This is a genomic window from Gillisella vitis (genome assembly GCF_001541345.2).
Lineage (GTDB): Bacteria > Pseudomonadota > Alphaproteobacteria > Rhizobiales > Rhizobiaceae > Allorhizobium > Allorhizobium vitis.
In genome coordinates, this window is sequence record NZ_LMVL02000003.1 from 539,321 (window position 1) to 565,021 (window position 25,701).

Sequence of the window (25,701 nt, forward strand, 5' to 3'; positions counted from 1 at the left end):
CAGCATCATCCCAATTGCAACTTTATGCCCGATATTAGAGAGTGTCCGACCAAACAGCCAGCTCATAGCCATCCAGGTCGCGGAAGTGAAATCGCCGACCGCCTGGAAAGGAAAAGATCGGGCGGGTGATGGTGCCGCCAGCGCTTTCCACGCTGTTCAAGGCCTGTTCCAGATCATCGGCAAACAGGATGACCAGCGGTCCGCCGGTCGCCGAAACCGGAGCGGTCGTGGTCAATCCACCTTTCAGCCGGCCATCGTTGAATTCGGTATAATCCGGTCCGTAATCGATAAAGGACCAGCCAAAGGCCGTGGCGTAGAAGTGCTTTGAGGCCGAAATGTCGCGCACGTTGAATTCGATATAATCAATTTGATCGTTCCGTTGCGTCATGCTTGACCATCTCCACTGGTTTGTATTGTCCTGTTGGCTAATCTCTTTAAATCGTTTGCTGTTAAGGTGAAAGTTATGCGGAACTATAAGGACGCAAAAGTGAACCTTAGTGCACCCGCAGGATGTATATTTATTTTATCTGTTTTAGTGATGATTAATTATAGGGCGTTGCGCAATTTTTAACTGCATTGTTCATTATTTCTTACCGGAAAAGCGCAATCTTAGCGGCAGGCTCCTGAAAAAAACAATTATTGCGCCTAGTTTGAAGAATGAGATAGTCTTGTTTTCAGAAACTGCGGATCAAAAAGCATTTTTGCTGTCGTCTGCCCATAAGGCGCGGGCATCCATGACATTGCGTGGCAGTGGAGCGGCGGCAGTTTACAATGTGATGGCTGGGCTATCCACGTCCATTCTGCTTCTGGCCGAGGCGAATGACGTGAGCGTCGTTATCGGCTGGATGATCGCGTTGGCTGTCGCAACGCTATTTCGCTTCCTGTTGTCGCGCCATCTGCAGCACCGTCACTATGCCTCTTCCAATCCGGATGACGTGCTTCGGCTGATGTGCATCACGGCCTGTCTGCAAGGGATCGTCTGGGCTCTACTGCCGACAGCGGCGGTCGATATGGACTTGCTGGGCCGTAATGCGTCTATTCTGGTGGTTATCGGCGGTCTGGTGGCGACAGCCATGTTCCGCCAGGCCGGCACCAGTCAGGTGGCCTTCAGCTACTGTATTCCGATGATTCTAGCGATATTGTGGAATTTCTCGATTCATGGTGGCATCATTGCGACCGTATCGACGTTTAATTTCATCGTATTGGCCATATTCATGTCGCATCTGCTGTTGAAGGCGGACAGGACATTTATGGAAAGCGAAATGGCCAAGCTGAGCAACCAGGCCGCGACGCAATCGCTGACCATTGCCCATGAGGATATTCAGCACAAGAATTTGCGGCTGGAGGTTCTGGCCAACGGTGATCCCGTCACGGGGCTGTTCAACAGAATCTACTTCAATGGACGGCTCGCGGGGGAAATCGCCGCCGCCAAAGTCGGGCGCCGGGAAATCGGCCTGTTATTGGTCAATGTCGATCGGTTCAAGCTGCTCAACGATGCTTTTGGCCATCGCGGTGGAGACCAGTTTCTGGCTATCCTGGGGCAAAGGTTGAAAAATGCCGCTGGCGCTGATGCCGTCACCGCCCGGATCAGCGGTGATGAATTTGCAATCCTGTTGCGAAGCGGCGATGTGCGCCAGGATTGCCGGGCGCTTGCCGAGACCGTCATCGCCGCGTCCATGGTTCCGATTATCGTCCATGGCACGCAGGTTACTCCCGGCCTGAGCGCCGGGATTGCGTTTTTCCCCGACCATGCGGAGGATGGCGATGGTCTGTTTACATGCGCCAGCATGGCACTGTCGGATGCCAAGCGAGACGGTCGCAGGCAGTTGCGGGAATTCGATCATCAGATCAAACAGCGCATCGATCGTCAGCGCCGTATTGAGCAAGATCTGCCGGCGGCGCTTCGTGATTGTTCGCTCGAGACCTGGTTTCAGCCGCAGATCGATCTTGCCACGGGCCAGATCGTCGGCTTCGAGGCCCTGGTCCGCTGGTTCCACCCGGAGTTCGGGGCGATTGCTCCGCCTGAAATCGTCAACGCCGCCCAAGCCATGCAAATGTGTGAGGCGCTGACCGGATTCGTGACGGAAAATATCTGCCGACTTCTCAACAGGCTGAAAGAGCTTGGACTGTCGGAGACGACCGTCGCCTTGAACGTGTCACCGCGCGAATTTGCGCTCTATGATGTATCTGTCATGCTGGACCGGATTACGACAGCCTATGGCGTCAATCGAAGCCTCCTGGAAGTGGAGATTACCGAGGAAACCATTCTGGATCCGGCGGTTGCGGGTGAACAGCTGACCCGGCTTGAAAACAGCGGCTACAAGCTGACCGTTGACGATTTCGGCATGGGATACTCGTCCTTGGCCTATTTGATCAGCCTGAAGATCACCCGGTTGAAGATTGATCGCAGTTTCGTCACTGGTATGAGCGGCTCTCCAAAGAACAAGGCACTGGTTGTTGCTCTGGTCGGTCTCGGCCGGGCCCTGGGCGTCGATATCGTGGCGGAGGGCGTTGAAACGGTAGCAGATACCAGGACATTGACCGAAATCGGCTGCACGATAGGCCAGGGCTATTATTTCTCCCGGCCCATGCCTGCGGATATGCTGCCCAAATGGCTCGATTCTAAAAAAAAGCAACTGAGTGAGAAAAAATCACGACGCGCCGTGGCCTGAGGGAGGCCAGTCAGGGACATGAGCCCTTGGTTTTTCCGAGAATGCGAATGGGTAAAAACTTTAGCGAAATTGTTGCTTTTTTGTTCTGATTTTCGTCTGGCGCACTTCACTTTGACTGCGGTCTTATCCATATTCGGACCATGGCCAGATCTCCGAAAAAATCTCCCGTCCGTAACAATGACACCCCACAGCAGGATGAGGCAGGATCGCCTTATGCCGGTGGGTTTGAAGAGGCGCCGCAGGCTGCTTTCGAAGGAGCGCCCTTGAGCGGAAGTGTCGCGGACTGGGTGAAGCAGCTGGAAGCCGAAGCGGAAGCCGGGGGCATCGAAAGCCAACGGGAACTCGCCTCCAAGGCTGGCAAGCACCGGAAGAAGATCGAGATCGAAGCGCGCCGGCATGCTGAAAAGATAGCGCTTGAGAAAAGCACGGGCAGCAAGACCGGGGCCGACCCCGTAAAGGCCGGTCGCACCGCCAAGGCCAAGAGCGAAGACGGCGGCAGCGCCATGCGCACCTCTCGAGGCGTATCCATCGGCGCATCTTCTGATCCTGCCACGCGCGCCGCTGCCGGTCTCAACCCAGTGTCCGGCATGGATACCTCGCTCGAAGAGGCGCAAAGCCTTGCACCGGGTGCTGTGACGGCGACCGTGGAGGCGCTGTCGGCGCTGATCGAAAGCGGCAACCCGCTGTTCAAGGGCGGTAAGATCTGGGCGCCACATCGCCCGGCGAGGCCGGAAAAATCAGAAGGTGGTATCCCGATCCGCATGGTGTCGGATTACGAGCCAGCGGGCGATCAGCCAACGGCAATCAGGGATCTGGTGGAAGGCATCGATGCCGGGGAGCGCAGTCAGGTCCTGCTCGGGGTGACCGGTTCCGGCAAGACCTTCACCATGGCCAAGGTGATCGAGGCGACCCAGCGACCGGCGGTGATTCTGGCGCCGAACAAGACGCTGGCGGCCCAGCTCTATTCGGAATTCAAACATTTCTTCCCCGACAATGCGGTTGAATATTTCGTTTCCTACTACGATTACTATCAGCCGGAAGCCTATGTGCCGCGGTCGGATACGTTTATCGAGAAGGAAAGCTCGATCAACGAGCAGATCGACCGCATGCGCCACGCCGCCACCCGCGCCATCCTGGAGCGGGACGATTGCATCATCGTCGCCTCAGTGTCTTGCATCTACGGTATCGGCTCGGTCGAAACCTATACGGCCATGACTTTCCAGATGTCGGTCGGCGACCGGATCGACCAGCGGCAATTGCTGGCCGACCTCGTCGCCCAGCAATACAAGCGACAGGACATCAATTTCGTGCGTGGCTCTTTCCGGGTGAGGGGCGATACAATTGAAATCTTCCCGGCCCACTTGGAGGATGCCGCCTGGCGCATTTCGATGTTCGGCGACGAAATCGATGCGATCACGGAATTCGATCCGCTGACCGGCCACAAGACCGGCGATATGAAGTCGGTGAAGATCTATGCCAATTCGCACTATGTCACGCCTCGCCCGACGCTGAATGGGGCGATCAAGGCAATCAAGGACGAGTTGAAGCAACGGCTGGCCGAGTTGGAAAAGGGCGGGCGTCTGCTGGAAGCGCAAAGGCTGGAACAGCGCACCCGCTATGATATCGAAATGATGGAAGCGACCGGCTCCTGCGCCGGCATTGAAAACTATTCGCGCTATCTGACGGGCCGTGCGCCGGGTGAACCGCCCCCGACCCTGTTCGAATATATTCCAGACAATGCCTTGCTGTTTATCGATGAAAGCCATGTTTCCGTCAGCCAGATCGGCGGCATGTATCGGGGCGACTTTAGGCGGAAGGCAACGCTAGCCGAATACGGCTTCCGGCTGCCGTCCTGCATGGATAACCGGCCATTGCGGTTTGAGGAATGGGACGCCATGCGTCCGCCGACTGTTGCGGTTTCGGCGACACCCGGCAGTTGGGAACTGGAACAATCGGGCGGCGTGTTTGCCGAGCAGGTCATTCGCCCCACCGGCTTGATCGATCCGCCGGTCGAAGTGCGCTCCGCCAAGACCCAGGTCGATGACGTCTTGGGCGAGATCAAGGAAACCTCGTTGAAGGGCTATCGGACACTGGTGACGGTGCTGACCAAGCGCATGGCCGAGGATCTGACCGAATATCTGCACGAGCAGGGCGTGCGGGTGCGCTATATGCATTCGGATATCGACACGCTGGAACGCATCGAAATCCTGCGCGACCTGCGGCTTGGTGCCTTTGACGTACTGGTTGGTATCAACCTGTTGCGCGAGGGTTTGGACATTCCCGAATGCGGCTTCGTCGCCATTCTAGACGCCGACAAGGAAGGCTTCCTGCGCTCAGAAACCTCGCTGATTCAGACGATTGGCCGCGCGGCGCGTAATGTCGATGGCAAGGTCATTCTCTATGCCGACCAGATCACCGGCTCTATGCGGCGCGCCATGGACGAGACGTCGCGCCGCCGGGAAAAGCAGGTGGCCTACAATCTCGAACACGGCATCACGCCGGAATCGGTCAAGGCAAAGATTTCCGACATTCTCGATTCGGTCTACGAGCGCGACCATGTCCGCGCCGACATTTCCGGTGCGAGCGGCAAGGGCTTTGCCGCTGGCGGTCATCTGGTTGGCAACAATCTCCAGGCCCATCTTTCGGCTTTGGAAAAACAGATGCGGGACGCTGCCGCCGACCTCGACTTCGAAACTGCTGCTCGTTTGCGCGACGAAATCAAGCGTTTGAAGGAAGTCGAACTAGCCAGCATGGGTGATCCAGGCGAAAAGGCAGCGGCCCGGGCCCAAGAGCAAGCCGGGTCAAGCCAAGCCGCTGGCGGTGCAGCAGACGATTCCCGTCAGGAATCCAGTGACACCGGCTCCTATTTCGCCAAACCATCCCTGGATGACATGGGTCCCGGCACGGACACGGCCAAGCCACTGTTTCGTAAGAACAGCCTGGATGAAATGACGGTCGGTCGGACAGAAAAGCCTGTTCCCGGCAAGCTTCCTGAAAAGCCGGGTCAGAAAATCGGCGATGCAAAATTTGACGATCCCCGCCCTATCGTCCGCGCCAAATCGGGCGCCGGTTCCTATGAAGACGCCGGGGATCAGAAGCGCAAGACACGCACCAAGGGGAAAACTGGCAAGCCGGGACGGTGAATTAAGTTGTATTTTTCGGTCCGAAAATTTGTAAAAACAAATAGATAGAGACGTTTAGTGTCTCCGTGAGGCATTGAAGGTGTGTAAATTTTGTTAGAAAACGTAAAAACCGTTGACACATCTCCAGATAGATGAAAACAGGATTCAACCGAAAAGCCCCCCTTTCGGTTGAATCCTATAGCATCGTGTAAAAACCGAAACCGGTACGATGCTATAGGATCTAGCTTGTGCGGCGGTTGGTTCCAAAATTCTGTCCCAAACCTTGTCGATTATCTCAACGCAATTGGTCAATACGCGACGAGCGCCACGCCTTCACCGCGTGGGTCGTGAGCGCCTGCCATGCTGCCATCTGGGGTGATGGCGATAACGCCTGCCTGACCGGCGATTGGGCTTTGCGGCTCGATGGGTGCGAGCTGGTGGCCGAGATCGGCGAGACGGTCGAGGACGGGCTGGCCGCAATCGGCTTCGATTTTCAAACTGTCGCGGCTGTCGGAAAACGTTTTGCCCAGTAAGAACCGTGGTCCAGCCAAGGCTTGCGCGGGAGGTTGCGCATAATCAATCAGCCGCGTCAGCAGCATCGCCAGAGTTTGCGGCTGACCGTCGGCGCCTTGGGTGCCATAGATCAGCGCCGGTTTGCCGTCGTGCAGGGCAAGTCCGGGGTTGAGGGTGTAGAACGGTCGTTTTCCCGGTTGCAGGAAATTGGGGCTTTGCGGATCAAGGGAGAAAGCCGCACCCCGGTTTTGCCAGAGAATGCCGGTATCGCCAACGACAACGCCGCTGCCCCAATCGAAATAGGTGCTTTGCAAGGTGCTGACGCTTTGACCCGCAGCGTCGGTGGCGCCGAAAAACACCGTGTCTCCGGTTCGGTAGGGATTTGGCCAGTCCAGCGCCCGGTCTGGGTTGATGGCCCTGGCGGCCTGTTGCAATCGCTCAGCCGACAGCCATTGCTGCACGGGTTGATCGGCAAAATCCGGATCGGCGATCCGGTCGCGGGTCAGGAAAGCCTGTTTGACCGCCTCAACGACCAGATGCAGATGCTGGGCGCTGCCAGGAGCGAGGGCGGAAAGGTCGAAATGCTGGAGAATGCCCATGATCGCAAGAGTGGAGATCCCTTGTGTTGGCGGTGGCGGCGCGAGAAGCTCCAGCCCGCGATAGGATAGACGCGCCGGTTCTACCTGCCGCGTGCGTGTTGCCGCCAGATCGGCAAGGGTGAGCGGTGATCCGGCTGCCCTAAGCCCCTCGGCGATGCGCTGGGCGAGGGTGCCTTGGTAAAAACTGCGCGCGCCATGGCTGGCAATATCCTCCAGGGAGCGGGCCAACTCAGGCTGGCGAAAGATTTCCCCTGGGGCAAAGGGCTGTCCATTGTTGAAAAACAGGTTGATGAAGCCTGGCCAGTCGGCCAGCACGTCCTTGCGCATATCGAGCCAGAAGCCTTGCGAACGACTGACGGGAAACCCTTGATGCGCATGGTGAATGGCATCCTGCAACAGATCGCCGAACACCTGTTTGCCACCCCAATACTCAGTGGAATAGCGGTGAACGGCCTCCCAGGCATCGACGGTGGCGGCGGTGGTCAGGGTCGAAAACGGACCACGCAACGGAATACTGTCGCCGGTAAAATCCGGTAGCTTTGCGGCTGCTTGACCGATTCCCATAAAACAGGTCTGGCGGCCCTGCCGGTCGGCCAGAACCCAGACTGAGTCGCCGCCAAGGCCGCAGAAATGCGGGTAGACGACGGCAATGGTGCTGGCCATGGCGATGGCCGCTTCCGCTGCGGTACCGCCGCGTTCCAGAACGGCCAGTCCGGCAGCGCTTGCCAGCGGATGCGGGCTGGTGACCATTCCAGTGTCAGGGCCGGAAGCAGCGTGTGTCGTGGGGGAAATGGGATGAGATGCAGAGGGCATGGGTACGTTCCGGCAAGAGGCGGGGAATAATCAACTCCAAGCCTGACACGGAACACCAAATTACCGCAATCCTGACTTTGCTTTAAACCTCGCCTCCGGCCAGGAAATACGCCATGATCCGCCCCGTATTACGCCTGTTTGATTGCCCATCTGTCTGAAAGCCAATCCTTCCATGAGCGCAACTCTCGTCGTTTTCAATGCCCGCAATGGTCTCGGTGATCCCGTTGATATCGTTATTGCCGGGTCTACAATTGCCGCTATCGGTCCAGCGGCGGGTGAGGGCGTTTCAACGGAAAAGCCACGGATCGATGCACGTGGTGGTCTGGTCCTGCCCGGACTGGTCGATGGTCATGTGCATCTGGATAAGACGCTGATCGGCATGCCGTTCATTGCCCATATTCCAGGAGGCACGGTCGCCGAGCGGATCCGGGCCGAAAAAGCGCTTCGCCGCTCGCTGCCCTTGCCGGTCGAGGTGCGGGGTGGAAAGCTGCTGGAGAAAATGGCGGCTTACGGCACAGTTGCCTGCCGCAGCCATGCCGATATCGATACTGAGGTCGGGTTGGCAGGGCTGGAAGCCATTCTGTCCCTCAAGCAAAGCCATGGTCATCTGGTGGATATTCAAACGGTGGCGTTTCCACAGTCCGGCGTACTGGCCGATCCTGGCACCGCCGATCTGCTGGAGCAGGCGGTCAAGGCAGGGGCGGACCTGATCGGTGGTCTCGACCCAGCCGGAATAGACGATGACATCACCGGCCATCTCAACGCGATTTTTGCCATCGCAGGCCGTCACGGCGTGGGAGTGGATCTGCATCTGCACGATCCGGGTCCGCTCGGCGCGTTCGAAATCCGCCAGATCGCCAAACGGGCTTTGGCGCATGGCCTTCAAGGCAAATGCGCCGTCAGCCATGCCTATTGCCTGGGCGCGCTGGATGATATGGATTTCGGGCGCACAGCGGAAGCGCTGGCGCGCGCCGATGTGGCGATCATGACCACCGGTCCTGGCGATACCAGCATGCCGCCGATCAAGCGGCTGAAAGCTGCGGGCGTGCGGGTATTTTCCGGCAATGATAATATCCGCGATGCTTGGTCGCCACTCGGCAATGGTGACCTCTTGGAGCGGGCGAGCATTCTCTGCGACCGACAGAATTTTCGCGCCGATGCCGATCTTGAACATGCCTTCGCGATGGTCAGCACCCTGTCGGCGCAGGTTTTAGGACGCAGCAGTGCGGCACTCGGCAAAGGCAGCCCAGCGGATTTCATCATCCTACCGGTGGCCTCGATTGCTGAAGCTGTGGCAGCGCGCCCGATGGAGCGCATGGTGTTCAACGCGGGCGTGCTGGTTGCCAGCAACGGTAATCTTGTCGTCTCGTGACGGTCGCTAATCCATGGGATGTCGTGGTCATGGGATATCGTTTGCAGATGGGAAGAGATTTCATGCGGCAGAGACGGTGGCTGGGTGATTGCCAGCCGAAGAGGGGAATGAAAACGCATGGCGATTGATTTCGTGTTGCGCCGCGCCAGGCTGCCGTTGTCGGCGCAGCCGCTGGACATCGCTTTCGAGTCGGGACGGATCGTTGCGCTCGAAGCGGATTTCCGTTGTGATGCGCCGCAGGAGGATGCGGCAGGCCGGTTGGTCTGCGCCGGATTGATCGAAACCCATCTTCATCTCGACAAGGCAGGCATCATCGGGCGCTGCCGGGTGTGTAGCGGAACGCTGGCGGAAGCCGTGTCGGAGACCTCGAAAGCCAAGCAGGCCTTTACCGAGGAGGATGTCTATGCCCGCGCCGCCGATGTCGTGGAACGGGCGATCGTCCAAGGCACGACCCGGATCAGGACATTCGTGGAAATCGATCCACGCGCCGGTTTCCGGTCGTTTTCGGCTATCCGCAAGCTGAAGGCCGATTACGCCCATCTTGTGGATATCGAAATCTGCGCCTTTGCCCAGGAAGGGTTGACCAATGAGCCGGAAACCGAGCGGATGTTGGAAATCGCCTTGTCGCAAGGAGCCGATTTGATTGGTGGCTGCCCTTACACCGATCCAAGGCCCGCCGAGCATATTTCCCGAATTTTCGAGCTCGCGCAACGCTTCGATGTGCCTGCCGATTTCCACCTTGATTTCGATCTCGATCCTTCCGGTTCAAACCTGCCGACGGTCATTGCCCAGACGCTGGCACGTGGCTACCAAGGCAGGGTGTCCGTCGGCCATGTCACCAAGCTTTCCGCAATTTCTCCCGACGAAGTGGAGCGGGTGGCAAAGCGATTGGCCGAAGCAGGTATTACCGTGACGGTTCTGCCTGCCACCGACCTGTTTCTGACTGGTCGGGATATCGACCATCTTTGCCCAAGGGGAGTTGCTCCGGCACATCTTCTGGCTCGTCAGGGGGTGAATGTCACCATCTCGACCAATAATGTCCTCAACCCGTTTACGCCGTTCGGCGATGTCTCGCTGATGCGGATGGCCAATCTCTACGCCAATGTTGCCCAACTGGCGACGCCTGCGGATCTGAACCAGGTCTTCGAGATGATCACCCGCTATCCGGCCCGGCTGATGGGCTTGGATGAGCAACTGAAGGTCGGGGCTGCGGCTGATCTTGTCCTGTTTGATGCCGTCTCCGGTGCCGAGGCCGTGGCGACGATTGCGCCTGCGGTAACTGGTTGGAAAGGCGGGGTAAAGACGTTCGAACGCAAGCCGCCGCAGCTCTATCGGTAACATCGAAATGTCGGAATGCGGTCATCTCTCCGTCATGTTTTCATGGTGATGTCCTTCTGATTTTCCGTTAGAGTTTTTCCTTCTATTTCAGGAGCTTGCATGCGTTTGTTATTCCTGCCAGCTGTGGTTGCCGCCATGACCGTTTCTTCCCTGAGCCTTGCTGCCGCGCCCGCCTCCTGGCCGGATACGCCTGTGTCGCGGTTGCAGGCGCTTGCCGTATTGCAAACGCTGAATGCCGACCTGCTGAGCCATGACAGTGCGACGCTGACGTTGGACCGCTGGTGCAGCACCCATAAGCTAGCGGATGGAGCAAAAATTATTGCCGAGCGGGTAAAGGATGTCGACAAGCCCGCCACGGGTGAGATCCGCGCGGCGCTCAAAGTCGCCGATGGTGACAAGGTCGGCTATCGCCGCGTGCGGCTGAAATGCGGCGACCGTATCCTGTCTGAAGCCGACAATTGGTATGTGCCGGCCCGGTTGACGGATGACATGAACAAGGTGCTCGACACGACCGATGGTGCGTTTGGCAGGGTGGTGCAGCCTTTGCATTTCCAGCGGCACACGATATCTGCCGAGCTGTTGTGGAAGCCGCTGCCCGAAGGATGGGAGATGGGCAGCTCGGTGCCACCGGCCAGCGGCAATCCCTTGTCGGTGCCGGACTATGTTCTCCAGCACAAGGCATTGCTGAGTGTGCCGGATGGAACGCCGATCAGCATGGTGGTGGAAACCTATCGCCGCGACCTGCTTGATTTTACGCCACCGAAGTTCGATACCAATTAGTACCGATATCGTTGACGATCGGCAGTTCGTATGCCTTTTGAAAATATCTCAAGCATTTGATGTATTTGAGATATTTGTAGTGCTTTCAGGGCTCGGGGATGTGTTCATATCTTCGAGCCTTGCTGCGTCATTCCTTGAATCGGTTGCGGTTTAAGAAGAAAATTATGCAGCAGATATAAAGCTTAGTTCACAATATATGGCGCATTAAGCTCGCCGTAACCTAACGTCATCGCTCCACAGTGAGTTTTCAAAATGTCCAACACAAATGCTCGTCCTGTCGATCATCTGGTGCTTTCCGTGGAAACGCTGGAGGCGGCGCGAAACCGCCTGACCGCTCTTGGCTTCACGGTCGCGCCGGACGGACGTCATCCATTCGGCACCATCAATGCCTGTGTGTTTCTGGCCGATGGGATCTATCTGGAGCCATTGGCGATCGGCGACAGCAATGCTGTCGATGTGGCCTATGCTGAAGGCAATGCATTTTTGGCGCATGACCGGATATTCCGCCAAGGGCATGCCGAGGGCGTCTCGGCTATCGTCACGGCCTCCAACGATGCCAGCGCCGACCATGAAGTTTTTGTTGCTGCCGGAATGAAGGGCGGCAAAATGCTGGAATTTTCGCGGCCTGTGCGGCTGCCGGATGGCAGCGAAACGGTTGCCAGTTTCAGACTCGCCTTCGCAGCTCGGGAGGTGGAGCCATTCTTCCTGTTCACCTGCGAGCGGATCGATCCGCTTCCGGCCGATCGCAGCGCGCTTGAAAGCCATGCCAATGGTGTCACAGGACTGAGACGAGTGTTTTTTTATGCGCCCCAGCCGGACCTTTATGCTGGATGGTGGCAGACGGTTTTTGGTGCCAAGGGCAGGCAAACCACCAATGGAATGGCCTTCGACGCCGCAAACCTGTCGATGGAAATCATTTCCGGCGAGACCAAGAACAAGGCCCTGGTGGCCGAGGCACTGGTGTTTACGGTTGCTGATCTTGAGGTGACAGCGGCGGTTCTGGCTGCTAATGGCGTTGCCCATGAGAGACTAGCGGGCGGCATTACCGTCCCGGCTGCGCCCGGACAGGGCGTTGCCTTTCTGTTTGAGGAGAATACGCCATGACCGCTTCTGCCCTGCCGAATGCAACCGTCACCATTGGCGAAGGCGCCAAGACGGTTTCCTTCTCCAACAGTGCTAAAATTTCGCTGATCTGCGGTCCCTGCCAGATGGAAAGCCGCGAGCACGCTTTTATGATGGCGGGCGGGATCAAGGAAATCTGCGACAAACTCGGCATTGGCCTTGTCTATAAGTCCTCTTTCGATAAGGCCAACCGCACCTCGCTGAAGGCTGGACGCGGTATTGGCATCGAGCAGGGACTGGCGATCTTTGCCGACCTTAAAAAGGAATTTGGCTTTCCTGTCCTGACTGACATTCACAGCGAAGACCAGTGCGCCGAAGTGGCTGAAGTGGTCGATGTGTTACAGATCCCGGCCTTCCTGTGCCGCCAGACCGATCTTTTGATTGCTGCGGCAAAAACGGGCCGGGCGATGAATGTCAAGAAGGGCCAGTTTCTAGCGCCTTGGGACATGAAGAATGTGATGGAAAAGATCACGCTGTCCGGTAACCCCAATGTCATGCTGTGCGAGCGCGGCGCGTCCTTCGGCTATAACACGCTGGTCTCTGACATGCGCTCGCTGCCGATCATGGCAGGCATGGGTGCGCCGGTGATTTTCGATGCCACGCACTCGGTACAGCAACCGGGCGGGCAGGGTGGCTCCACCGGTGGCCAGCGCGAATTCGTGGAAACACTGGCACGCGCCGCCGTGGCGGTTGGCGTGGCGGGCCTCTTCATCGAATCGCATCAGGACCCTGACAATGCGCCGTCTGACGGTCCCAATATGGTTTACCTGAAGGACCTTGAGCGCTTGTTGGAAAAGCTGCTGGCGTTCGACGCCGTCACCAAGGCGGCCTGACCTAGACCATGTCATTGTAATTTTCAATTCATCGGCTAAGACAGGGCGAACAGAGCCTTGTTCAGCCTTTACAGCAGGGAGTGACCATGACCGCTATTACCGACATTATTGCCCGCGAGATTCTCGACAGCCGCGGCAACCCGACCGTCGAAGTCGATGTCTATCTGGAAGATGGCAGCATGGGCCGCGCAGCGGTTCCGTCGGGCGCATCCACAGGCGCCCATGAAGCCGTTGAGCTGCGCGATGGCGGCACACGTTATCTGGGCAAGGGCGTCGAAAAGGCCGTCGAAGCCGTCAACAGCGAAATCTATGACGCCATCGGCGGCCATGACGCTGAAAACCAGATCCAGATCGACACGATCATGCGCGAGTTGGACGGCACACCGAACAAGTCGCGCCTCGGCGCCAATGCCATTCTCGGCGTGTCGCTGGCCGTTGCCAAGGCCGCTGCAGAAGCCTCCGGCCTGCCGCTCTATCGCTATGTCGGTGGTCCGAACGCCCGCATCCTGCCTGTGCCAATGATGAACATCATCAATGGCGGCGCACATGCTGACAATCCAATCGACTTCCAGGAATTCATGATCATGCCTGTCGGCGCGGAGAATATCCGTGACGCCGTGCGCATGGGCTCGGAAGTGTTCCATACGCTGAAGAAGGAACTGTCGGCGCAGGGCTTCAACACCAATGTCGGCGATGAAGGTGGCTTCGCGCCGGGCTTGAAGAGTGCGCCGGAAGCTCTTGATTTCATAATGAAATCTATCGAAAAGGCTGGCTATCGCCCGGGCGAAGACATGTATCTGGCGCTCGACTGCGCTTCGACCGAATTCTTCAAGGACGGCAAATACGTTATGGAAGGCGAAGGCCGGACGCTGGAGCCGGAAGCCATGGCTGACTATCTGGCTGAACTGGCTGCCAAATATCCGATCATCTCCATCGAGGACGGCATGGCCGAAGACGATTGGGATGGTTGGAAATATCTGACCGACAAGATCGGTGCGACGACTCAGTTGGTAGGCGACGATCTGTTCGTGACAAATTCCGCTCGCCTGCGCGACGGTATCCGCATGGGTGTCGCCAACTCGATCCTCGTCAAGGTCAACCAGATCGGTTCGCTGTCGGAAACGCTCGATGCGGTTGAGACCGCGCATAAGGCTGCCTATACCGCCGTCATGTCGCATCGTTCCGGCGAAACCGAAGACTCGATCATTGCCGACCTGTCCGTTGCCACCAATTGCGGACAGATCAAGACCGGTTCGCTGTCGCGCTCCGACCGGCTGGCCAAGTACAATCAGCTGATCCGCATCGAGGAACTGCTTGGACCGCAGGCCGCTTATGCCGGTACGTCGATTCTGAAGGCCTGATCCGGCTGGCGGAGCTGGTTGTTCCGCAACGATTTTTCACTCAAGCCCGCGCCGTGCAAACGGTGCGGGCTTTTTGCATTGAACTGGGGCCGAACTTTTTCGCAACAAGGTCAATACTCGGTTAAGCAAATGGCTCTAATGTCGATGCAAAGATGTTGTGCGTTGCAAGGCCAAATCGAGAATGTGGACACGTCACCATAAGAACCGTAAATTTGGACGCCTGGTCCTTCCTGCCGTTACCATCGCCTTTATTGGCTATTTCGGCTATCACAGCATTCATGGCGATTACGGGTTGAAGGCCGGTGAGCATTTCGATGTCGTGCGGGCCGAGCGGAGCAAAGAGCTGGCAGTGCTCATTCACGACCGCAAAAAGCTGGAAACGCAGGTAAAATTACTCAGCGATGGCTCGCTTGAGCGCGATATGATCGATGAGAAAGCCCGCTATCAGCTGAATATGTCGCGTCCTGACGAGATCGTAATTTTCAATCGCTAGTGGTCCGATTCCGACATTTGCCTCCGTTTGCAGCACCCTCGAGAGCAAATGTCGGAATCTCCAGGACCACTAGCAAGCCTATGTTTTCTAGTGGAATTTAAGAATTTGACATTTGATCCTCGAGGGTGCGGCAAGGGGGTATCAAATGTCAAATTCATTCCACTAGTTTGAAACATTCCATTCGCGATAATGCCCGTGATATTTAGGGTATTATTAATTAACTGAAATCCAGTTAATCGGAAAAAATTATTAAATATCTGGTGTTTATACGGAATAGAAGGCATGCATTTAATGCATTGCGGCCTGTCCCATTCTTGCATATGGTGTGTGCCAATCAAAAACCCTTACACAACTCAGGGAGGGATGAATGGCACCGCGCAAAAACGCGACTGCTTCAGGCCGCAAACCGGCAGCAAAGCCTGTAAAAGGTGATTTCGCTGTGGGGACGATTGAAGAATTCGACCGCGAAAAGGAGCTGAAAGCCTATCGCGAAATGCTTCTGATCCGCCGCTTCGAGGAGAAGGCCGGTCAGCTTTACGGCATGGGCTTCATCGGCGGTTTCTGTCACCTCTACATCGGCCAGGAAGCTGTCGTTGTCGGCATGCAGATGGCGCTGAAGCTTGGTGATCAGGTCATTACCGGCTATCGTGACCACGGCCATATGCTGGCCTGCGGCATGAGCGCACGCGGTGTGATGGCCGAACTGACCGGGCGTCGCGGCGGCTTGTCGAAGGGCAAGGGCGGCTCCATGCATATGTTCTCCAAGGAGAAGCATTTCTACGGCGGTCACGGCATCGTCGGCGCCCAGGTGTCGCTCGGCACGGGTCTGGCCTTCGCCAACAAGTATCGCGGCAATGACAATGTCTCTCTCGCCTATTTCGGCGATGGCGCGGCCAACCAGGGCCAGGTCTATGAGAGCTTCAACATGGCGCGCCTGTGGAACCTGCCGGTCATCTATGTGATCGAGAACAACCGTTATGCCATGGGTACATCCGTTGCCCGCGCCTCGGCGCAGACGGATTTCTCCCAGCGCGGCGTGTCCTTCAACATCCCCGGCTTCAAGGTGGATGGCATGGATGTGCGCGCCGTCAAGGCTGCTGCCGTGCAGGCGGTCGAGCATTGCCGCGCCGGCAAGGGCCCGGTCATCCTGGAAATGGAAACCTATCGCTACCGCGGTCACTCCATGTCTGACCCGGCCAAATACCGCTCCAAGGACGAAGTGCAGAAAATGCGCTCCGAGCATGACCCGATCGAACAGGTCCGGCTGCGTCTCCTGGAAAAGGGTTGGGCCAACGAAGACGATCTCAAGCTGATCGACAAGGACGTGCGCGATATCGTCGCCGACAGCGCCGATTTCGCCCAAGCCGATCCGGAGCCGGATGCATCCGAGCTCTACACCGACATCCTGTTGTAAGCGAGAGGGAGGGTTAGCCCATGCCAATCAATATTCTCATGCCCGCCCTGTCTCCGACAATGGAGGAAGGCACGCTGTCCAAATGGCTGAAAGCCGAAGGCGATAGCGTAAAATCCGGCGATGTGATCGCCGAAATCGAAACCGACAAGGCAACCATGGAAGTGGAAGCCGTGGATGAAGGCGTCATTGGCAAGTTGCTGATCGAAGCCGGAACCCAGAACGTCAAGGTCAACACGCCGATTGCGGTGCTGTTGCAGGATGGCGAAAGCGCTTCCGACGTTTCGGCTCCCAAGGCTGAAGAAGCAGCAGCACCTGCCGTTGCACAGGAAGAAAAGCCGACAGAAACCGGTTCGGCTTCTGCGCCTGTTCCGGCGCAGCCGATTTCCAGTGCTGCAAGCGATCCGTCCATTCCGGCCGGAACGGAAATGGTGTCGATGACCGTGCGTGAAGCGCTGCGCGAAGCCATGGCCGAAGAAATGCGCGCCAATGACGATGTGTTCATCATCGGCGAGGAAGTGGCGGAATATCAGGGTGCCTACAAGATCACCCAGGGCCTGCTTGCTGAATTCGGCGACCGCCGCGTGGTCGATACCCCGATTACCGAGCATGGTTTTGCCGGTGTGGCCGTGGGTGCCGCCATGGCGGGCCTGCGTCCAATCGTTGAGTTCATGACCTTCAATTTCGCCATGCAGGCGATTGACCAGATCATCAACTCGGCTGCCAAGACGCTCTACATGTCCGGCGGTCAGATGGGCGCGCCCATCGTGTTCCGTGGCCCGAACGGCGCTGCGGCCCGCGTCGGCGCCCAGCACAGCCAGGACTATGCCGCATGGTATAGCCAGATCCCCGGTCTGAAGGTGATTTCGCCCTACACGGCAGCTGATGCCAAGGGTCTGCTGAAAGCCGCGATCCGCGATCCGAACCCGGTGGTCTTCCTCGAAAATGAAATTCTCTACGGTCACAGCTTCGATGTGCCGAAGCTGGATGATTTCGTTCTGCCCATCGGTAAGGCACGCGTTCACAAGACCGGCAAGGATGTCACCATCGTATCTTGGAGCATTGGCATGACCTATGCGACCAAGGCCGTGGAAGAGCTGACCAAGCTTGGCATCGATGTCGAACTGATCGACCTGCGCACCATCCGTCCGATGGATCTGCCGACGGTAATCGAATCGGTCAAGAAGACCGGTCGTCTGGTCGTGGTGGAAGAAGGGTATCCGCAGTCGTCCGTGGGCGATTTCGTGGCCAACCGCATTCAGCGCGAAGCCTTCGATTACCTCGATGCACCTGTTCTGACCGTGGCTGGCAAGGACGTGCCGATGCCTTACGCGGCCAACCTTGAAAAGCTCGCTCTGCCGAATGTCGGCGAAGTGGTCCAGGCCGTTAAATCCGTCTGCTACAAATAAGGGGAGGCGAGGCATATGCCGATCAATATCACCATGCCGGCCCTCTCTCCCACGATGGAAGAGGGCAATCTGGCCAAGTGGCTGGTCAAGGAAGGCGATACCGTCAAGTCTGGCGACGTGATCGCCGAGATTGAAACCGACAAGGCAACCATGGAAGTGGAAGCGGTCGATGAAGGCGTCGTTGCCAAGATCGTTGTTCCCGCTGGTACCGAAGGCGTCAAGGTCAATGCGCTGATCGCCATTCTCGCCGCTGAAGGCGAGGATGTCTCGGCTGCTGCGGCTGGTGGCGGTGCAGCCGCTCCAGCAAAAGCTGAGGCACCCAAGGCCGAAGCTCCAAAGGCCGAAACTCCTGCTGCCAAGGCAGATGCTCCTGCTGCTGCCCCTCAGGCCGCTGCTCCGGCAGCCGCCTCCGGCGACCGTGTCTTCTCGTCACCGCTTGCCCGTCGTCTCGCCAAGGAAGCCGGTCTTGATCTCAAGGCGATTTCCGGCACTGGTCCGAAGGGCCGAGTGGTAAAGAGCGACGTCGAAAAGGCTGTCAGCACCGGTGGTGCAAAGCCTGCTGCCGCTCCTGCGGCGTCTGGCGCGGCACCTGCTCCGGCGCTGGCCAAGGGCATGTCTGACGATGCCGTGCTCAAGCTGTTTGCCGAAGGTTCCTACGAGCTTGTGCCACATGACGGCATGCGCAAGACCATCGCCAAGCGCTTGCTGGAATCGAAGCAGACCATTCCGCATTTCTACGTCTCCGTGGATTGCGAACTGGATGCCCTGCTGGCGCTTCGCGCCCAGCTCAACACCGCCGCTCCCGAAAAGGACGGCAAGCCGGTCTACAAGCTCTCGGTCAACGACATGGTCATCAAGGCCATGGCTCTGGCGCTGCGCGATGTGCCGGATGCCAACGTTTCCTGGACCGACACCAACATGGTCAAGCACAAGCATGCCGATGTCGGCGTGGCTGTGTCGATCCCCGGCGGCCTGATCACCCCGATCATCCGCCAGGCCGAGTTGAAGAGCCTGTCCGCCATTTCCAACGAAATGAAGGATCTGGGCGCACGCGCCAAGGGCCGCAAGCTGAAGCCTGAAGAATATCAGGGCGGCACAACAGCGGTCTCCAATATGGGCATGATGGGCGTCAAGAACTTTGCCGCCGTGGTCAACCCGCCGCATGCCACCATTCTGGCAGTCGGTGCTGGTGAAGAGCGCGTTGTCGTGAAGAAGGGCGAAATGAAAATCGCCAATGTCATGACGGTGACGCTGTCCACCGACCACCGTGCGGTTGATGGAGCCTTGGGTGCCGAACTTCTCGGTGCGTTCAAACGCTACATCGAAAACCCGATGGGCATGCTGGTCTGATGAAATTGGGGAGGGGTGGCTTTATTCACCTTTCCCCTCTCGTTTCTGCAAGGTGGGCCACGAATGAGAACCGTTCTCGCATACGGCGACAGTCTGACCTGGGGATATGACCCAGTCGCCCTTGGCCGTCACGCCCATGAGGACCGCTGGACCAGCGTGTTGCAAAAGGCGCTTGGTCATGGCGTGAGGATCGTTGCCGAAGGTTTGAACGGGCGCACGACTGCTTATGACGATCATCTGGCGGATTGCGACCGCAATGGCGTGAGGCTGTTGCCGAGCATTCTTGAAACCCACAAGCCTTTGGATCTGGTGATCCTGATGCTGGGTACCAATGATTTGAAGCGCGGCATTCAGGGTACGGCGATTGGCGCGACGAGCGGTATCAAGCGGTTGGTGAAGCTGGTTCATCAGCATGACTGGGGCTTCGATTTCGAAGGCCCGGATGTGCTGATTGTGTCGCCGCCGCCGATCCGCGAGACCGCCAATGTGATGTTCGGAGCAATGTTCAATCATTCGATCGAGGAAGGCGGAATGCTGGCCAGCATGTACCGCGATGCGGCGGATGAATTGGGCTGCGGGTTTTTCGATGCCGGTTCGGTGGCCAAGACCACGCCGCTGGATGGCATTCATCTCGATGCTGACAATACCCGCGCCATCGGGCGCGGTTTGGAGCCGGTGGTGCGGATGATGCTGGGCCTGTGAAGGGAAAGCATCGACGGTAACGCGGGTTGATTGGAATCAAGGAATGACCATGTGGCGGGTTTAAAGTGATCTTGCAACCTTGAAGGGGGAAAGATCATGTCCAACACTCCGCATGAACTGGCAGAGGAATTTCCGGAATTTGTGACTCTGATGCGGCATTTGAAGGAAACGGACGGCCATTTCGTCCGGCTGTTCGATGCCTATCACGAGATCAACCGGCAGGTTCACCGCGCTGAAACCGATATAGAGCCGCTCGACGACTTCCATATGGAAGACCTCAGGAAGAAGCGGATGCGGCTCAAGGACGAAATCTACGGGATGCTGGTTCGTCATGAACCGGAGGCCGAGACGCCGGTGCTATAAAGCCGGTTGCGCTTCCAGTCCCGTCACGGGTTGGGCTTTAGGGCCTGGCCCCAAGGAAACCGAGGAATGGAAGCGCCCATGTCGAATGCTTATGACGTCATCATCATCGGGTCCGGCCCTGGCGGCTATGTGACTGCGATCCGTGCCGCCCAGCTTGGCCTGAAAATCGCGATTGTCGAGCGCGAGCATCTTGGCGGCATCTGCCTCAACTGGGGCTGTATCCCCACCAAGGCGCTGCTGCGGTCAGCGGAAATTCTCGATCACGCCAATCACGCCAAGAGCTACGGCCTGACGCTGAACGGCACCATGACCGCCGATGTGAAAGACGTTGTTGCCCGGTCTCGCGGCGTATCGGCCCGCCTTAACGGCGGCGTTGCCTATCTGATGAAGAAGAACAAGATCGATGTGATCTGGGGTGAGGCCAAGCTCACCAAGCCAAACGAGATCGTCGTCGGCGCATCGTCGAAACCGGCCGTACAGCCGCAGAACCCGGTTCCGAAGGGCGTGCTGGGCGAGGGGACCTATACCGCCAAGCATATCATCGTCGCCACCGGCGCGCGTCCGCGCGCTCTGCCGGGGATTGAGCCAGATGGCAAGCTGATCTGGACCTATTTTGAAGCGATGAAGCCGGATTTCATGCCGAAATCCATCGTCGTTATGGGTTCTGGCGCCATCGGCATCGAATTTGCGTCCTTCTATCGCTCGATGGGTGTCGATGTCACTGTGGTCGAGCTGATGGCCAATATTATGCCAGTGGAAGACGTGGAAATCTCCACCATCGCCCGCAAGGCACTGGAAAAGCGCGGCCTGAAGATCATCACCGAGGCCAAGGTTTCCAAGGTCGAAAAGGGTGCCAACTCCATCACGGCTCATGTCGAGACCAAGGATGGCAAGGTACAGCAGATTACGGCTGACCGGCTGATCTCGGCTGTCGGTGTGCAGGGCAATATCGAAAATCTCGGTCTGGAAGCGCTGGGCGTCAAGACGGATCGCGGCTGCATCGTCATCGACGGCTATGGCAAGACCAATGTTCCGGGCCTCTATGCCATCGGCGATGTTGCCGGTCCGCCAATGTTGGCCCATAAGGCTGAGCATGAAGGCGTGGTCTGCATCGAGAAGATTGCCGGTCTGCCGCATGTTCATCCCATGAACAAGTCTCTGATCCCTGGCTGCACCTATTGCAACCCACAGGTCGCCTCGGTCGGTCTTACCGAAGCCAAGGCAAAAGAACAGGGTCGCGAGATTCGTGTTGGTCGCTACAATTTCAACGCCAATGGCAAGGCCATCGCGCTGGGCGAAGACAATGGCATGATCAAGACGATCTTCGACAAGAAGACCGGCGAGTTGATCGGCGCGCATATGGTCGGCGCGGAAGTGACCGAGCTGATCCAGGGCTTCGTGGTTGCCATGAACCTGGAGACCACAGAAGAAGAGCTGATGCACACCATCTTCCCGCATCCGACACTGTCGGAAATGATGAAGGAAAGCGTGCTTGATGCCTACGGCAAAGTCCTGAACGCCTGACCCTTTGGACAGTGACGTTGCGAGACATTGCCCGGCTCGCTATATAGGGGCCGGGCGAGCCCGCCAACGGGGCGGGCAACAAAGGGTAGACGATGGAAAATGTGGGCTGGTTGACGGCGATCTTCGTGGGTGGTCTGGCCGGATGGCTGGCAGGCAAGTTGATGGACATGCGCTTCGGCATTTTCATGAACATCGTCATCGGCATTATCGGCTCGGTCATCGCCAATGCCATCTTCCGGCGCTTTGACATTTTCGTCGCCAGCGACTGGGTGGGCTACCTGATTACCAGCTTTATCGGCGCCTGCATTCTTTTGTTCGTCGCCAAGCTGGTGCGGAAATAAATACTTAAAACCCGCTCATCGGCGGCAAAGGAAACACGATGGTTACCATCCTCGATAGAACCAAGCCGGACGACAAGCGCATCCGCCACCCGGAAAAGGCTCACAAGCCCGATACGGAAGTGTTGCGCAAGCCGGAATGGATCAGGGTGAAAGCTCCGACCTCCAAGGGCTATCAGGAAACCCGCGAACTGGTGCGTTCCCACAAGCTGGTCACCGTCTGCGAAGAAGCCGGCTGCCCGAATATCGGCGAGTGCTGGGAAAAGAAGCACGCCACCTTCATGATCATGGGTGAGATCTGTACCCGCGCCTGCGCCTTCTGCAATGTGGCAACCGGCAAGCCGAATGCGCTTGACCGCGAAGAGCCTGCCAATGTGGCCAAGGCTGTCAAGCAGATGGGCCTTTCTCATGTGGTCATCACGTCTGTAGACCGCGACGACCTGGCCGATGGTGGTGCCGAGCATTTCGAACAGGTGATCTGGGCCATCCGCGAAGCTTCGCCAGCCACGACCATCGAAATCCTGACGCCAGACTTTTTGAAAAAGCCTAGTGCGCTGGAGCGCGTCGTTGCTGCCAAGCCTGACGTCTTCAACCACAATATGGAAACCGTTCCAGGCAATTACCTCACGGTCCGTCCGGGCGCCCGCTACTTCCACTCTGTTCGGCTGTTGCAGCGGGTCAAGGAACTCGACCCGACGATATTCACCAAATCCGGCATTATGGTCGGTCTTGGCGAAGAGCGCAACGAAGTGCTGCAATTGATGGATGACCTGCGCACTGCGGACGTGGATTTTCTGACCATTGGCCAATATCTCCAGCCGACCCGCAAGCACCACAAGGTGGAACGCTTTGTGACGCCGGAAGAGTTCAAGTCCTATGAGGATATCGCCTATAGCAAGGGCTTCCTGATGGTTGCCTCCAGCCCGCTCACCCGCTCCTCTCACCACGCCGGTGACGATTTTGCCCGGCTGAAGGCCAACCGCGAAAAGAAATTGCTTGCTGCTGCGGAGTAGATTTCCGCTACATGATGCTTGCCGAGATTGGAGCCCGTCGCCTATAAGCGTCGGGCTTTCACGTTTGCGGGGTGATGCATGGCCCGATATATCGACAAGCTTGACGATGCGGCAGCACTGTTGACCTCGGCCAAGCGCATCTGCGTTGTCGGCTGCTCCGGCAGCGGCAAGAGTACACTATCGCAAATTCTGTGCGAGCGGCTGGGCCTCGACTACATCTCCTTGGATCGCGACGTTTTCTGGTTGCCCGGTTGGAAGCTGCGGCCCAGGCCGGAAGCGCTTGAGCGGATGCAGCAGTTCGTGGCCGGTGAGCGGTGGATTATCGACGGCAACAGCCCCGGCAGCCTGCCAGCCAGGCTGGCGCGCGCCGACATGGTCATTTGGATGCGTCCGCCGCGCCACCGATCGATCTACGGTGTATTGAAGCGTTGGCTGAAACATCGCGGAAAGGTAAGGCCAGAGATGGCACCGGGATGTCCTGAAAAGATCGATTGGCCGTTTCTCCAATACGTCTGGAATTTCGAGGCGAAAGAAGTGCCGCAGTTTCAGGCGCAGTTTGACAATGCGCGGGCCGATCTTCCCATCGTCGTTCTCAGGTCGCATCGGCAGACCAACGAGTTTCTAACGGCTTTTGGTGCTAGCGAGCGGAGGTAGATATGGTTCGCTACGTAGATACACCTGCCGCCGCCGATCTTCTTGGTCGCAGCAACAGGATCATGGTTGTCGGTTGTTCGGGAGGTGGCAAAACCACCTTGTCGCAAAAGCTCGCGTCTCGCTTTAATCTCGACTATCAATCGATTGATCGGGATGTCCGTTGGCTTCCCGGCTGGCAGCAAAGAGATAGGCACGCTCAGCGAGACATTATTGCTGAATTGGTCTCACATGATCGTTGGGTCATGGACGGGAGTGGCCCTTCGACGTTCGATTTGCGATTACCTCGGACAGATCTGGTGATCTGGGTAAAAATGTCTCGGATGGCTTGCCTTCGGGGTATCGCCGGACGCGTGTTGCGTAACTATGGAAAAGTGCGCGTTGCCATGGCCGAAGGCTGTAAGGAGCCGTTGCCTGATCGCGAATTCCTTTCTTACATCTGGAATTTTGAGCGCAAGCACGCCCCGATCTTCATCCGCAATTTCGACCTTCACGGCCAGGACGTTCCGGTTCTGGTGCTGAAATCCCGCCGAGAGGTCGCGCGGTTTCTCGACCTCGCCGGCGCTTCAGGGTAGGGGCTTCTTCCGCTTTACGCTGCAAACGCTGCCGCCGGTTGCCTGCGGCTGGAAAGCACCAGCAGCGTCACGGCGGAAACGGCGGAAGCTCCCATGATATACCATGCCACGGAAGCAGCGCTGCCTGTGGTGGCCACCAGCCAGGAGGTGATGATTGGGGTCATTGCACTGCCCAGCACGCCGGCCAGCATGTAGCAGATCGATAGGCCGGTATAGCGCACGCCGGTCTCGAACAGTTCTGACAGAAACGTGGCAATCGGTCCGAAATTGGCGGCAAAGGCGCTCATCATCAGCAGGAATCCAAGAAGTACGCCCGGCAATCCGCCGTGATCCATCAGCCAGAACATCGGGAAGGCAAACAGGATTTCCGCAAAAATCCCGGCGAGAATAACGTTTCGGCGACCGACCCGGTCTGAAAGTGCGCCAAACACCGGCAGAAGCACAACACAGACCGCGCAGGCGATCAGGATCATCGCCAATACCTCCTGCTTGGGAAAATGCAGCGTCTGTGTGCCGTAGGACAGCCCGAATACCGCGATCAGATTGAAAGATGAGCCGATAGACAGGGTAGCAAAGCCACCAAGCAGAACCTTTGCCCAATGCCGCCGCATGAGATCGGCGAGCGGCAGGCGCTGCGTCTCTGCCTGTTGTCTGTGGCGGGCGAATGCTGGGGTTTCGCTCACTGACAGGCGGACATAGAACCCGATGGCGACGAGCACGATGCTGATCAGAAACGCCACCCGCCAACCCCAGAGCAGGAAGCTCTGTTCCGAGAGGACCGAGGATAAGATCAGAAAGGCAGAATTGGCCAGAAACGTACCGGCGGGAACGCCGATCTGCACCCAGGACCCGTAAAGCCCGCGCTTGTTTTGCGGTGCGTGTTCCACCGCCAGAAGCACTGCTCCACCCCATTCTCCGCCCAGCGCCAGCCCCTGCAAAAGCCGCAGCACGACGAGGAGGATAGGAGCCCATACCCCGAGTGTTTCATAGCCGGGCAAAAGGCCGATGGCGAAAGTGGCAATACCCATCAGACTCAGTGATAGCATCAATGTCGATTTTCGCCCCAGCCTGTCGCCGAAATGGCCGAAAAGCGCTGCGCCCACCATGCGTGACAGGTAGGCGGAGGCGAAGGTGCTGAACGCCAGCAGGGTGCCGACCAGCGGATCGACGCTGGGAAAGAACACCTTGTTGAACACCAGCGCCGAGGCGGTGGCAAAAATGAACAGGTCGTACCACTCGATTGTGGTGCCGATCACGCTGGCCAGCATGATCTTGCGGAGGTCCTTGCCCTGGAGAGGTTTAGGTGTGGCTATATTGTCGTTGGTCTTGGGAGCGGCCATTGGCGGT

General features: G+C 57.7%; 22 protein-coding genes. 19 read left to right on the forward strand and 3 right to left on the reverse strand.

Annotated features, from left to right (window positions below; all coding sequences use genetic code 11):
- Window positions 1-34: 34 nt before the first annotated feature.
- Window positions 35-388 carry a VOC family protein gene (locus ASB66_RS12700; protein ID WP_060715604.1) on the reverse strand — a complete coding sequence of 118 codons (354 nt, stop codon included), beginning with the start codon at window positions 386-388 and terminating at the stop codon, window positions 35-37.
- A gap of 346 nt (window positions 389-734) precedes the next feature.
- On the opposite strand from ASB66_RS12700, the gene ASB66_RS12705 reads away from it, so the two are divergent.
- Together ASB66_RS12705 and uvrB are read left to right on the forward strand one after the other, a co-directional pair.
- Window positions 735-2,672: a putative bifunctional diguanylate cyclase/phosphodiesterase gene (locus tag ASB66_RS12705; protein ID WP_147274037.1), complete on the forward strand. Its 1,938-nt coding sequence runs from the start codon at window positions 735-737 to the stop codon at window positions 2,670-2,672.
- Between the two features lie 140 nt (window positions 2,673-2,812).
- Window positions 2,813-5,815, forward strand: coding sequence for an excinuclease ABC subunit UvrB (gene uvrB / locus ASB66_RS12710; RefSeq protein ID WP_114386586.1), 3,003 nt, complete (start codon window positions 2,813-2,815; stop codon window positions 5,813-5,815).
- Window positions 5,816-6,102: 287 nt separating this feature from the next.
- On the opposite strand, the gene ASB66_RS12715 is transcribed toward uvrB, so the two are convergent.
- Window positions 6,103-7,656 carry a gamma-glutamyltransferase family protein gene (locus ASB66_RS12715; protein WP_060715601.1) on the reverse strand — a complete coding sequence of 518 codons (1,554 nt, stop codon included), beginning with the start codon at window positions 7,654-7,656 and terminating at the stop codon, window positions 6,103-6,105.
- A 235-nt stretch (window positions 7,657-7,891) separates the two neighbouring features.
- On the opposite strand from ASB66_RS12715, the gene ASB66_RS12720 reads away from it, so the two are divergent.
- From ASB66_RS12720 to ASB66_RS12800, 17 genes are all read left to right on the forward strand, one after another.
- The gene (locus ASB66_RS12720) at window positions 7,892-9,091 is read left to right on the forward strand and encodes an amidohydrolase (RefSeq protein ID WP_060715600.1); all 1,200 of its coding nucleotides are present in this window, start codon (window positions 7,892-7,894) and stop codon (window positions 9,089-9,091) included.
- A 117-nt stretch (window positions 9,092-9,208) separates the two neighbouring features.
- Window positions 9,209-10,429 carry an amidohydrolase family protein gene (locus tag ASB66_RS12725; protein WP_060715599.1) on the forward strand — a complete coding sequence of 407 codons (1,221 nt, stop codon included), beginning with the start codon at window positions 9,209-9,211 and terminating at the stop codon, window positions 10,427-10,429.
- A 99-nt stretch (window positions 10,430-10,528) separates the two neighbouring features.
- Window positions 10,529-11,209 carry a hypothetical protein gene (locus tag ASB66_RS12730; protein WP_060715598.1) on the forward strand — a complete coding sequence of 227 codons (681 nt, stop codon included), beginning with the start codon at window positions 10,529-10,531 and terminating at the stop codon, window positions 11,207-11,209.
- Between the two features lie 252 nt (window positions 11,210-11,461).
- Complete coding sequence (locus ASB66_RS12735; RefSeq protein WP_060715597.1) at window positions 11,462-12,313, forward strand: VOC family protein; 852 nt, start codon at window positions 11,462-11,464, stop codon at window positions 12,311-12,313.
- The gene (kdsA, locus tag ASB66_RS12740) at window positions 12,310-13,164 is read left to right on the forward strand and encodes a 3-deoxy-8-phosphooctulonate synthase (RefSeq protein ID WP_060715596.1); all 855 of its coding nucleotides are present in this window, start codon (window positions 12,310-12,312) and stop codon (window positions 13,162-13,164) included. Before ASB66_RS12735 ends, kdsA begins: the two co-directional genes overlap by 4 nt.
- Window positions 13,165-13,250: 86 nt before the next feature.
- Window positions 13,251-14,525 carry a phosphopyruvate hydratase gene (gene eno, locus ASB66_RS12745; RefSeq protein WP_060715595.1) on the forward strand — a complete coding sequence of 425 codons (1,275 nt, stop codon included), beginning with the start codon at window positions 13,251-13,253 and terminating at the stop codon, window positions 14,523-14,525.
- 181 nt (window positions 14,526-14,706) lie between these two features.
- Window positions 14,707-15,018 carry an FtsB family cell division protein gene (locus ASB66_RS12750; protein ID WP_060715594.1) on the forward strand — a complete coding sequence of 104 codons (312 nt, stop codon included), beginning with the start codon at window positions 14,707-14,709 and terminating at the stop codon, window positions 15,016-15,018.
- Between the two features lie 367 nt (window positions 15,019-15,385).
- Complete coding sequence (gene pdhA / locus ASB66_RS12755) at window positions 15,386-16,432, forward strand: pyruvate dehydrogenase (acetyl-transferring) E1 component subunit alpha (protein WP_060715593.1); 1,047 nt, start codon at window positions 15,386-15,388, stop codon at window positions 16,430-16,432.
- A 20-nt stretch (window positions 16,433-16,452) separates the two neighbouring features.
- Window positions 16,453-17,838: a pyruvate dehydrogenase complex E1 component subunit beta gene (locus ASB66_RS12760; protein ID WP_060715592.1), complete on the forward strand. Its 1,386-nt coding sequence runs from the start codon at window positions 16,453-16,455 to the stop codon at window positions 17,836-17,838.
- Between the two features lie 15 nt (window positions 17,839-17,853).
- The gene (locus tag ASB66_RS12765) at window positions 17,854-19,188 is read left to right on the forward strand and encodes a pyruvate dehydrogenase complex dihydrolipoamide acetyltransferase (protein ID WP_060715591.1); all 1,335 of its coding nucleotides are present in this window, start codon (window positions 17,854-17,856) and stop codon (window positions 19,186-19,188) included.
- A gap of 63 nt (window positions 19,189-19,251) precedes the next feature.
- The gene (locus tag ASB66_RS12770; RefSeq protein ID WP_060715590.1) at window positions 19,252-19,890 is read left to right on the forward strand and encodes an SGNH/GDSL hydrolase family protein; all 639 of its coding nucleotides are present in this window, start codon (window positions 19,252-19,254) and stop codon (window positions 19,888-19,890) included.
- A 96-nt stretch (window positions 19,891-19,986) separates the two neighbouring features.
- Window positions 19,987-20,253 carry an HP1242/YdcH family protein gene (locus ASB66_RS12775; RefSeq protein WP_060715589.1) on the forward strand — a complete coding sequence of 89 codons (267 nt, stop codon included), beginning with the start codon at window positions 19,987-19,989 and terminating at the stop codon, window positions 20,251-20,253.
- Window positions 20,254-20,331: 78 nt separating this feature from the next.
- Window positions 20,332-21,777 carry a dihydrolipoyl dehydrogenase gene (gene lpdA, locus ASB66_RS12780; protein ID WP_060715993.1) on the forward strand — a complete coding sequence of 482 codons (1,446 nt, stop codon included), beginning with the start codon at window positions 20,332-20,334 and terminating at the stop codon, window positions 21,775-21,777.
- 92 nt (window positions 21,778-21,869) lie between these two features.
- Window positions 21,870-22,118, forward strand: a complete 249-nt coding sequence (locus ASB66_RS12785) for a GlsB/YeaQ/YmgE family stress response membrane protein (protein WP_015915932.1) — start codon at window positions 21,870-21,872, stop codon at window positions 22,116-22,118.
- Between the two features lie 38 nt (window positions 22,119-22,156).
- The gene (lipA, locus tag ASB66_RS12790) at window positions 22,157-23,128 is read left to right on the forward strand and encodes a lipoyl synthase (RefSeq protein WP_060715588.1); all 972 of its coding nucleotides are present in this window, start codon (window positions 22,157-22,159) and stop codon (window positions 23,126-23,128) included.
- 78 nt (window positions 23,129-23,206) lie between these two features.
- Window positions 23,207-23,782 carry a P-loop NTPase family protein gene (locus tag ASB66_RS12795; RefSeq protein WP_060715587.1) on the forward strand — a complete coding sequence of 192 codons (576 nt, stop codon included), beginning with the start codon at window positions 23,207-23,209 and terminating at the stop codon, window positions 23,780-23,782.
- A gap of 2 nt (window positions 23,783-23,784) precedes the next feature.
- Window positions 23,785-24,354 carry a P-loop NTPase family protein gene (locus ASB66_RS12800; protein ID WP_060715586.1) on the forward strand — a complete coding sequence of 190 codons (570 nt, stop codon included), beginning with the start codon at window positions 23,785-23,787 and terminating at the stop codon, window positions 24,352-24,354.
- Between the two features lie 14 nt (window positions 24,355-24,368).
- On the opposite strand, the gene ASB66_RS12805 is transcribed toward ASB66_RS12800, so the two are convergent.
- Window positions 24,369-25,694 carry an MFS transporter gene (locus ASB66_RS12805; protein WP_060715585.1) on the reverse strand — a complete coding sequence of 442 codons (1,326 nt, stop codon included), beginning with the start codon at window positions 25,692-25,694 and terminating at the stop codon, window positions 24,369-24,371.
- Window positions 25,695-25,701 lie beyond the last annotated feature (7 nt).

What these genes read in the sequence shown, in the direction of transcription:
- ASB66_RS12700 (WP_060715604.1), bottom strand. Translation starts at nt 388, where the DNA reads ATGACGCAACGGAACGATCAAATTGATTATATCGAATTCAACGTGCGC.
- ASB66_RS12705 (WP_147274037.1), top strand. Translation starts at nt 735, where the DNA reads ATGACATTGCGTGGCAGTGGAGCGGCGGCAGTTTACAATGTGATGGCT.
- uvrB (WP_114386586.1), top strand. Translation starts at nt 2,813, where the DNA reads ATGGCCAGATCTCCGAAAAAATCTCCCGTCCGTAACAATGACACCCCA.
- ASB66_RS12715 (WP_060715601.1), bottom strand. Translation starts at nt 7,656, where the DNA reads ATGGTCACCAGCCCGCATCCGCTGGCAAGCGCTGCCGGACTGGCCGTT.
- ASB66_RS12720 (WP_060715600.1), top strand. Translation starts at nt 7,892, where the DNA reads ATGAGCGCAACTCTCGTCGTTTTCAATGCCCGCAATGGTCTCGGTGAT.
- ASB66_RS12725 (WP_060715599.1), top strand. Translation starts at nt 9,209, where the DNA reads ATGGCGATTGATTTCGTGTTGCGCCGCGCCAGGCTGCCGTTGTCGGCG.
- ASB66_RS12730 (WP_060715598.1), top strand. Translation starts at nt 10,529, where the DNA reads ATGCGTTTGTTATTCCTGCCAGCTGTGGTTGCCGCCATGACCGTTTCT.
- ASB66_RS12735 (WP_060715597.1), top strand. Translation starts at nt 11,462, where the DNA reads ATGTCCAACACAAATGCTCGTCCTGTCGATCATCTGGTGCTTTCCGTG.
- kdsA (WP_060715596.1), top strand. Translation starts at nt 12,310, where the DNA reads ATGACCGCTTCTGCCCTGCCGAATGCAACCGTCACCATTGGCGAAGGC.
- eno (WP_060715595.1), top strand. Translation starts at nt 13,251, where the DNA reads ATGACCGCTATTACCGACATTATTGCCCGCGAGATTCTCGACAGCCGC.
- ASB66_RS12750 (WP_060715594.1), top strand. Translation starts at nt 14,707, where the DNA reads ATGTGGACACGTCACCATAAGAACCGTAAATTTGGACGCCTGGTCCTT.
- pdhA (WP_060715593.1), top strand. Translation starts at nt 15,386, where the DNA reads ATGGCACCGCGCAAAAACGCGACTGCTTCAGGCCGCAAACCGGCAGCA.
- ASB66_RS12760 (WP_060715592.1), top strand. Translation starts at nt 16,453, where the DNA reads ATGCCAATCAATATTCTCATGCCCGCCCTGTCTCCGACAATGGAGGAA.
- ASB66_RS12765 (WP_060715591.1), top strand. Translation starts at nt 17,854, where the DNA reads ATGCCGATCAATATCACCATGCCGGCCCTCTCTCCCACGATGGAAGAG.
- ASB66_RS12770 (WP_060715590.1), top strand. Translation starts at nt 19,252, where the DNA reads ATGAGAACCGTTCTCGCATACGGCGACAGTCTGACCTGGGGATATGAC.
- ASB66_RS12775 (WP_060715589.1), top strand. Translation starts at nt 19,987, where the DNA reads ATGTCCAACACTCCGCATGAACTGGCAGAGGAATTTCCGGAATTTGTG.
- lpdA (WP_060715993.1), top strand. Translation starts at nt 20,332, where the DNA reads ATGTCGAATGCTTATGACGTCATCATCATCGGGTCCGGCCCTGGCGGC.
- ASB66_RS12785 (WP_015915932.1), top strand. Translation starts at nt 21,870, where the DNA reads ATGGAAAATGTGGGCTGGTTGACGGCGATCTTCGTGGGTGGTCTGGCC.
- lipA (WP_060715588.1), top strand. Translation starts at nt 22,157, where the DNA reads ATGGTTACCATCCTCGATAGAACCAAGCCGGACGACAAGCGCATCCGC.
- ASB66_RS12795 (WP_060715587.1), top strand. Translation starts at nt 23,207, where the DNA reads ATGGCCCGATATATCGACAAGCTTGACGATGCGGCAGCACTGTTGACC.
- ASB66_RS12800 (WP_060715586.1), top strand. Translation starts at nt 23,785, where the DNA reads ATGGTTCGCTACGTAGATACACCTGCCGCCGCCGATCTTCTTGGTCGC.
- ASB66_RS12805 (WP_060715585.1), bottom strand. Translation starts at nt 25,694, where the DNA reads ATGGCCGCTCCCAAGACCAACGACAATATAGCCACACCTAAACCTCTC.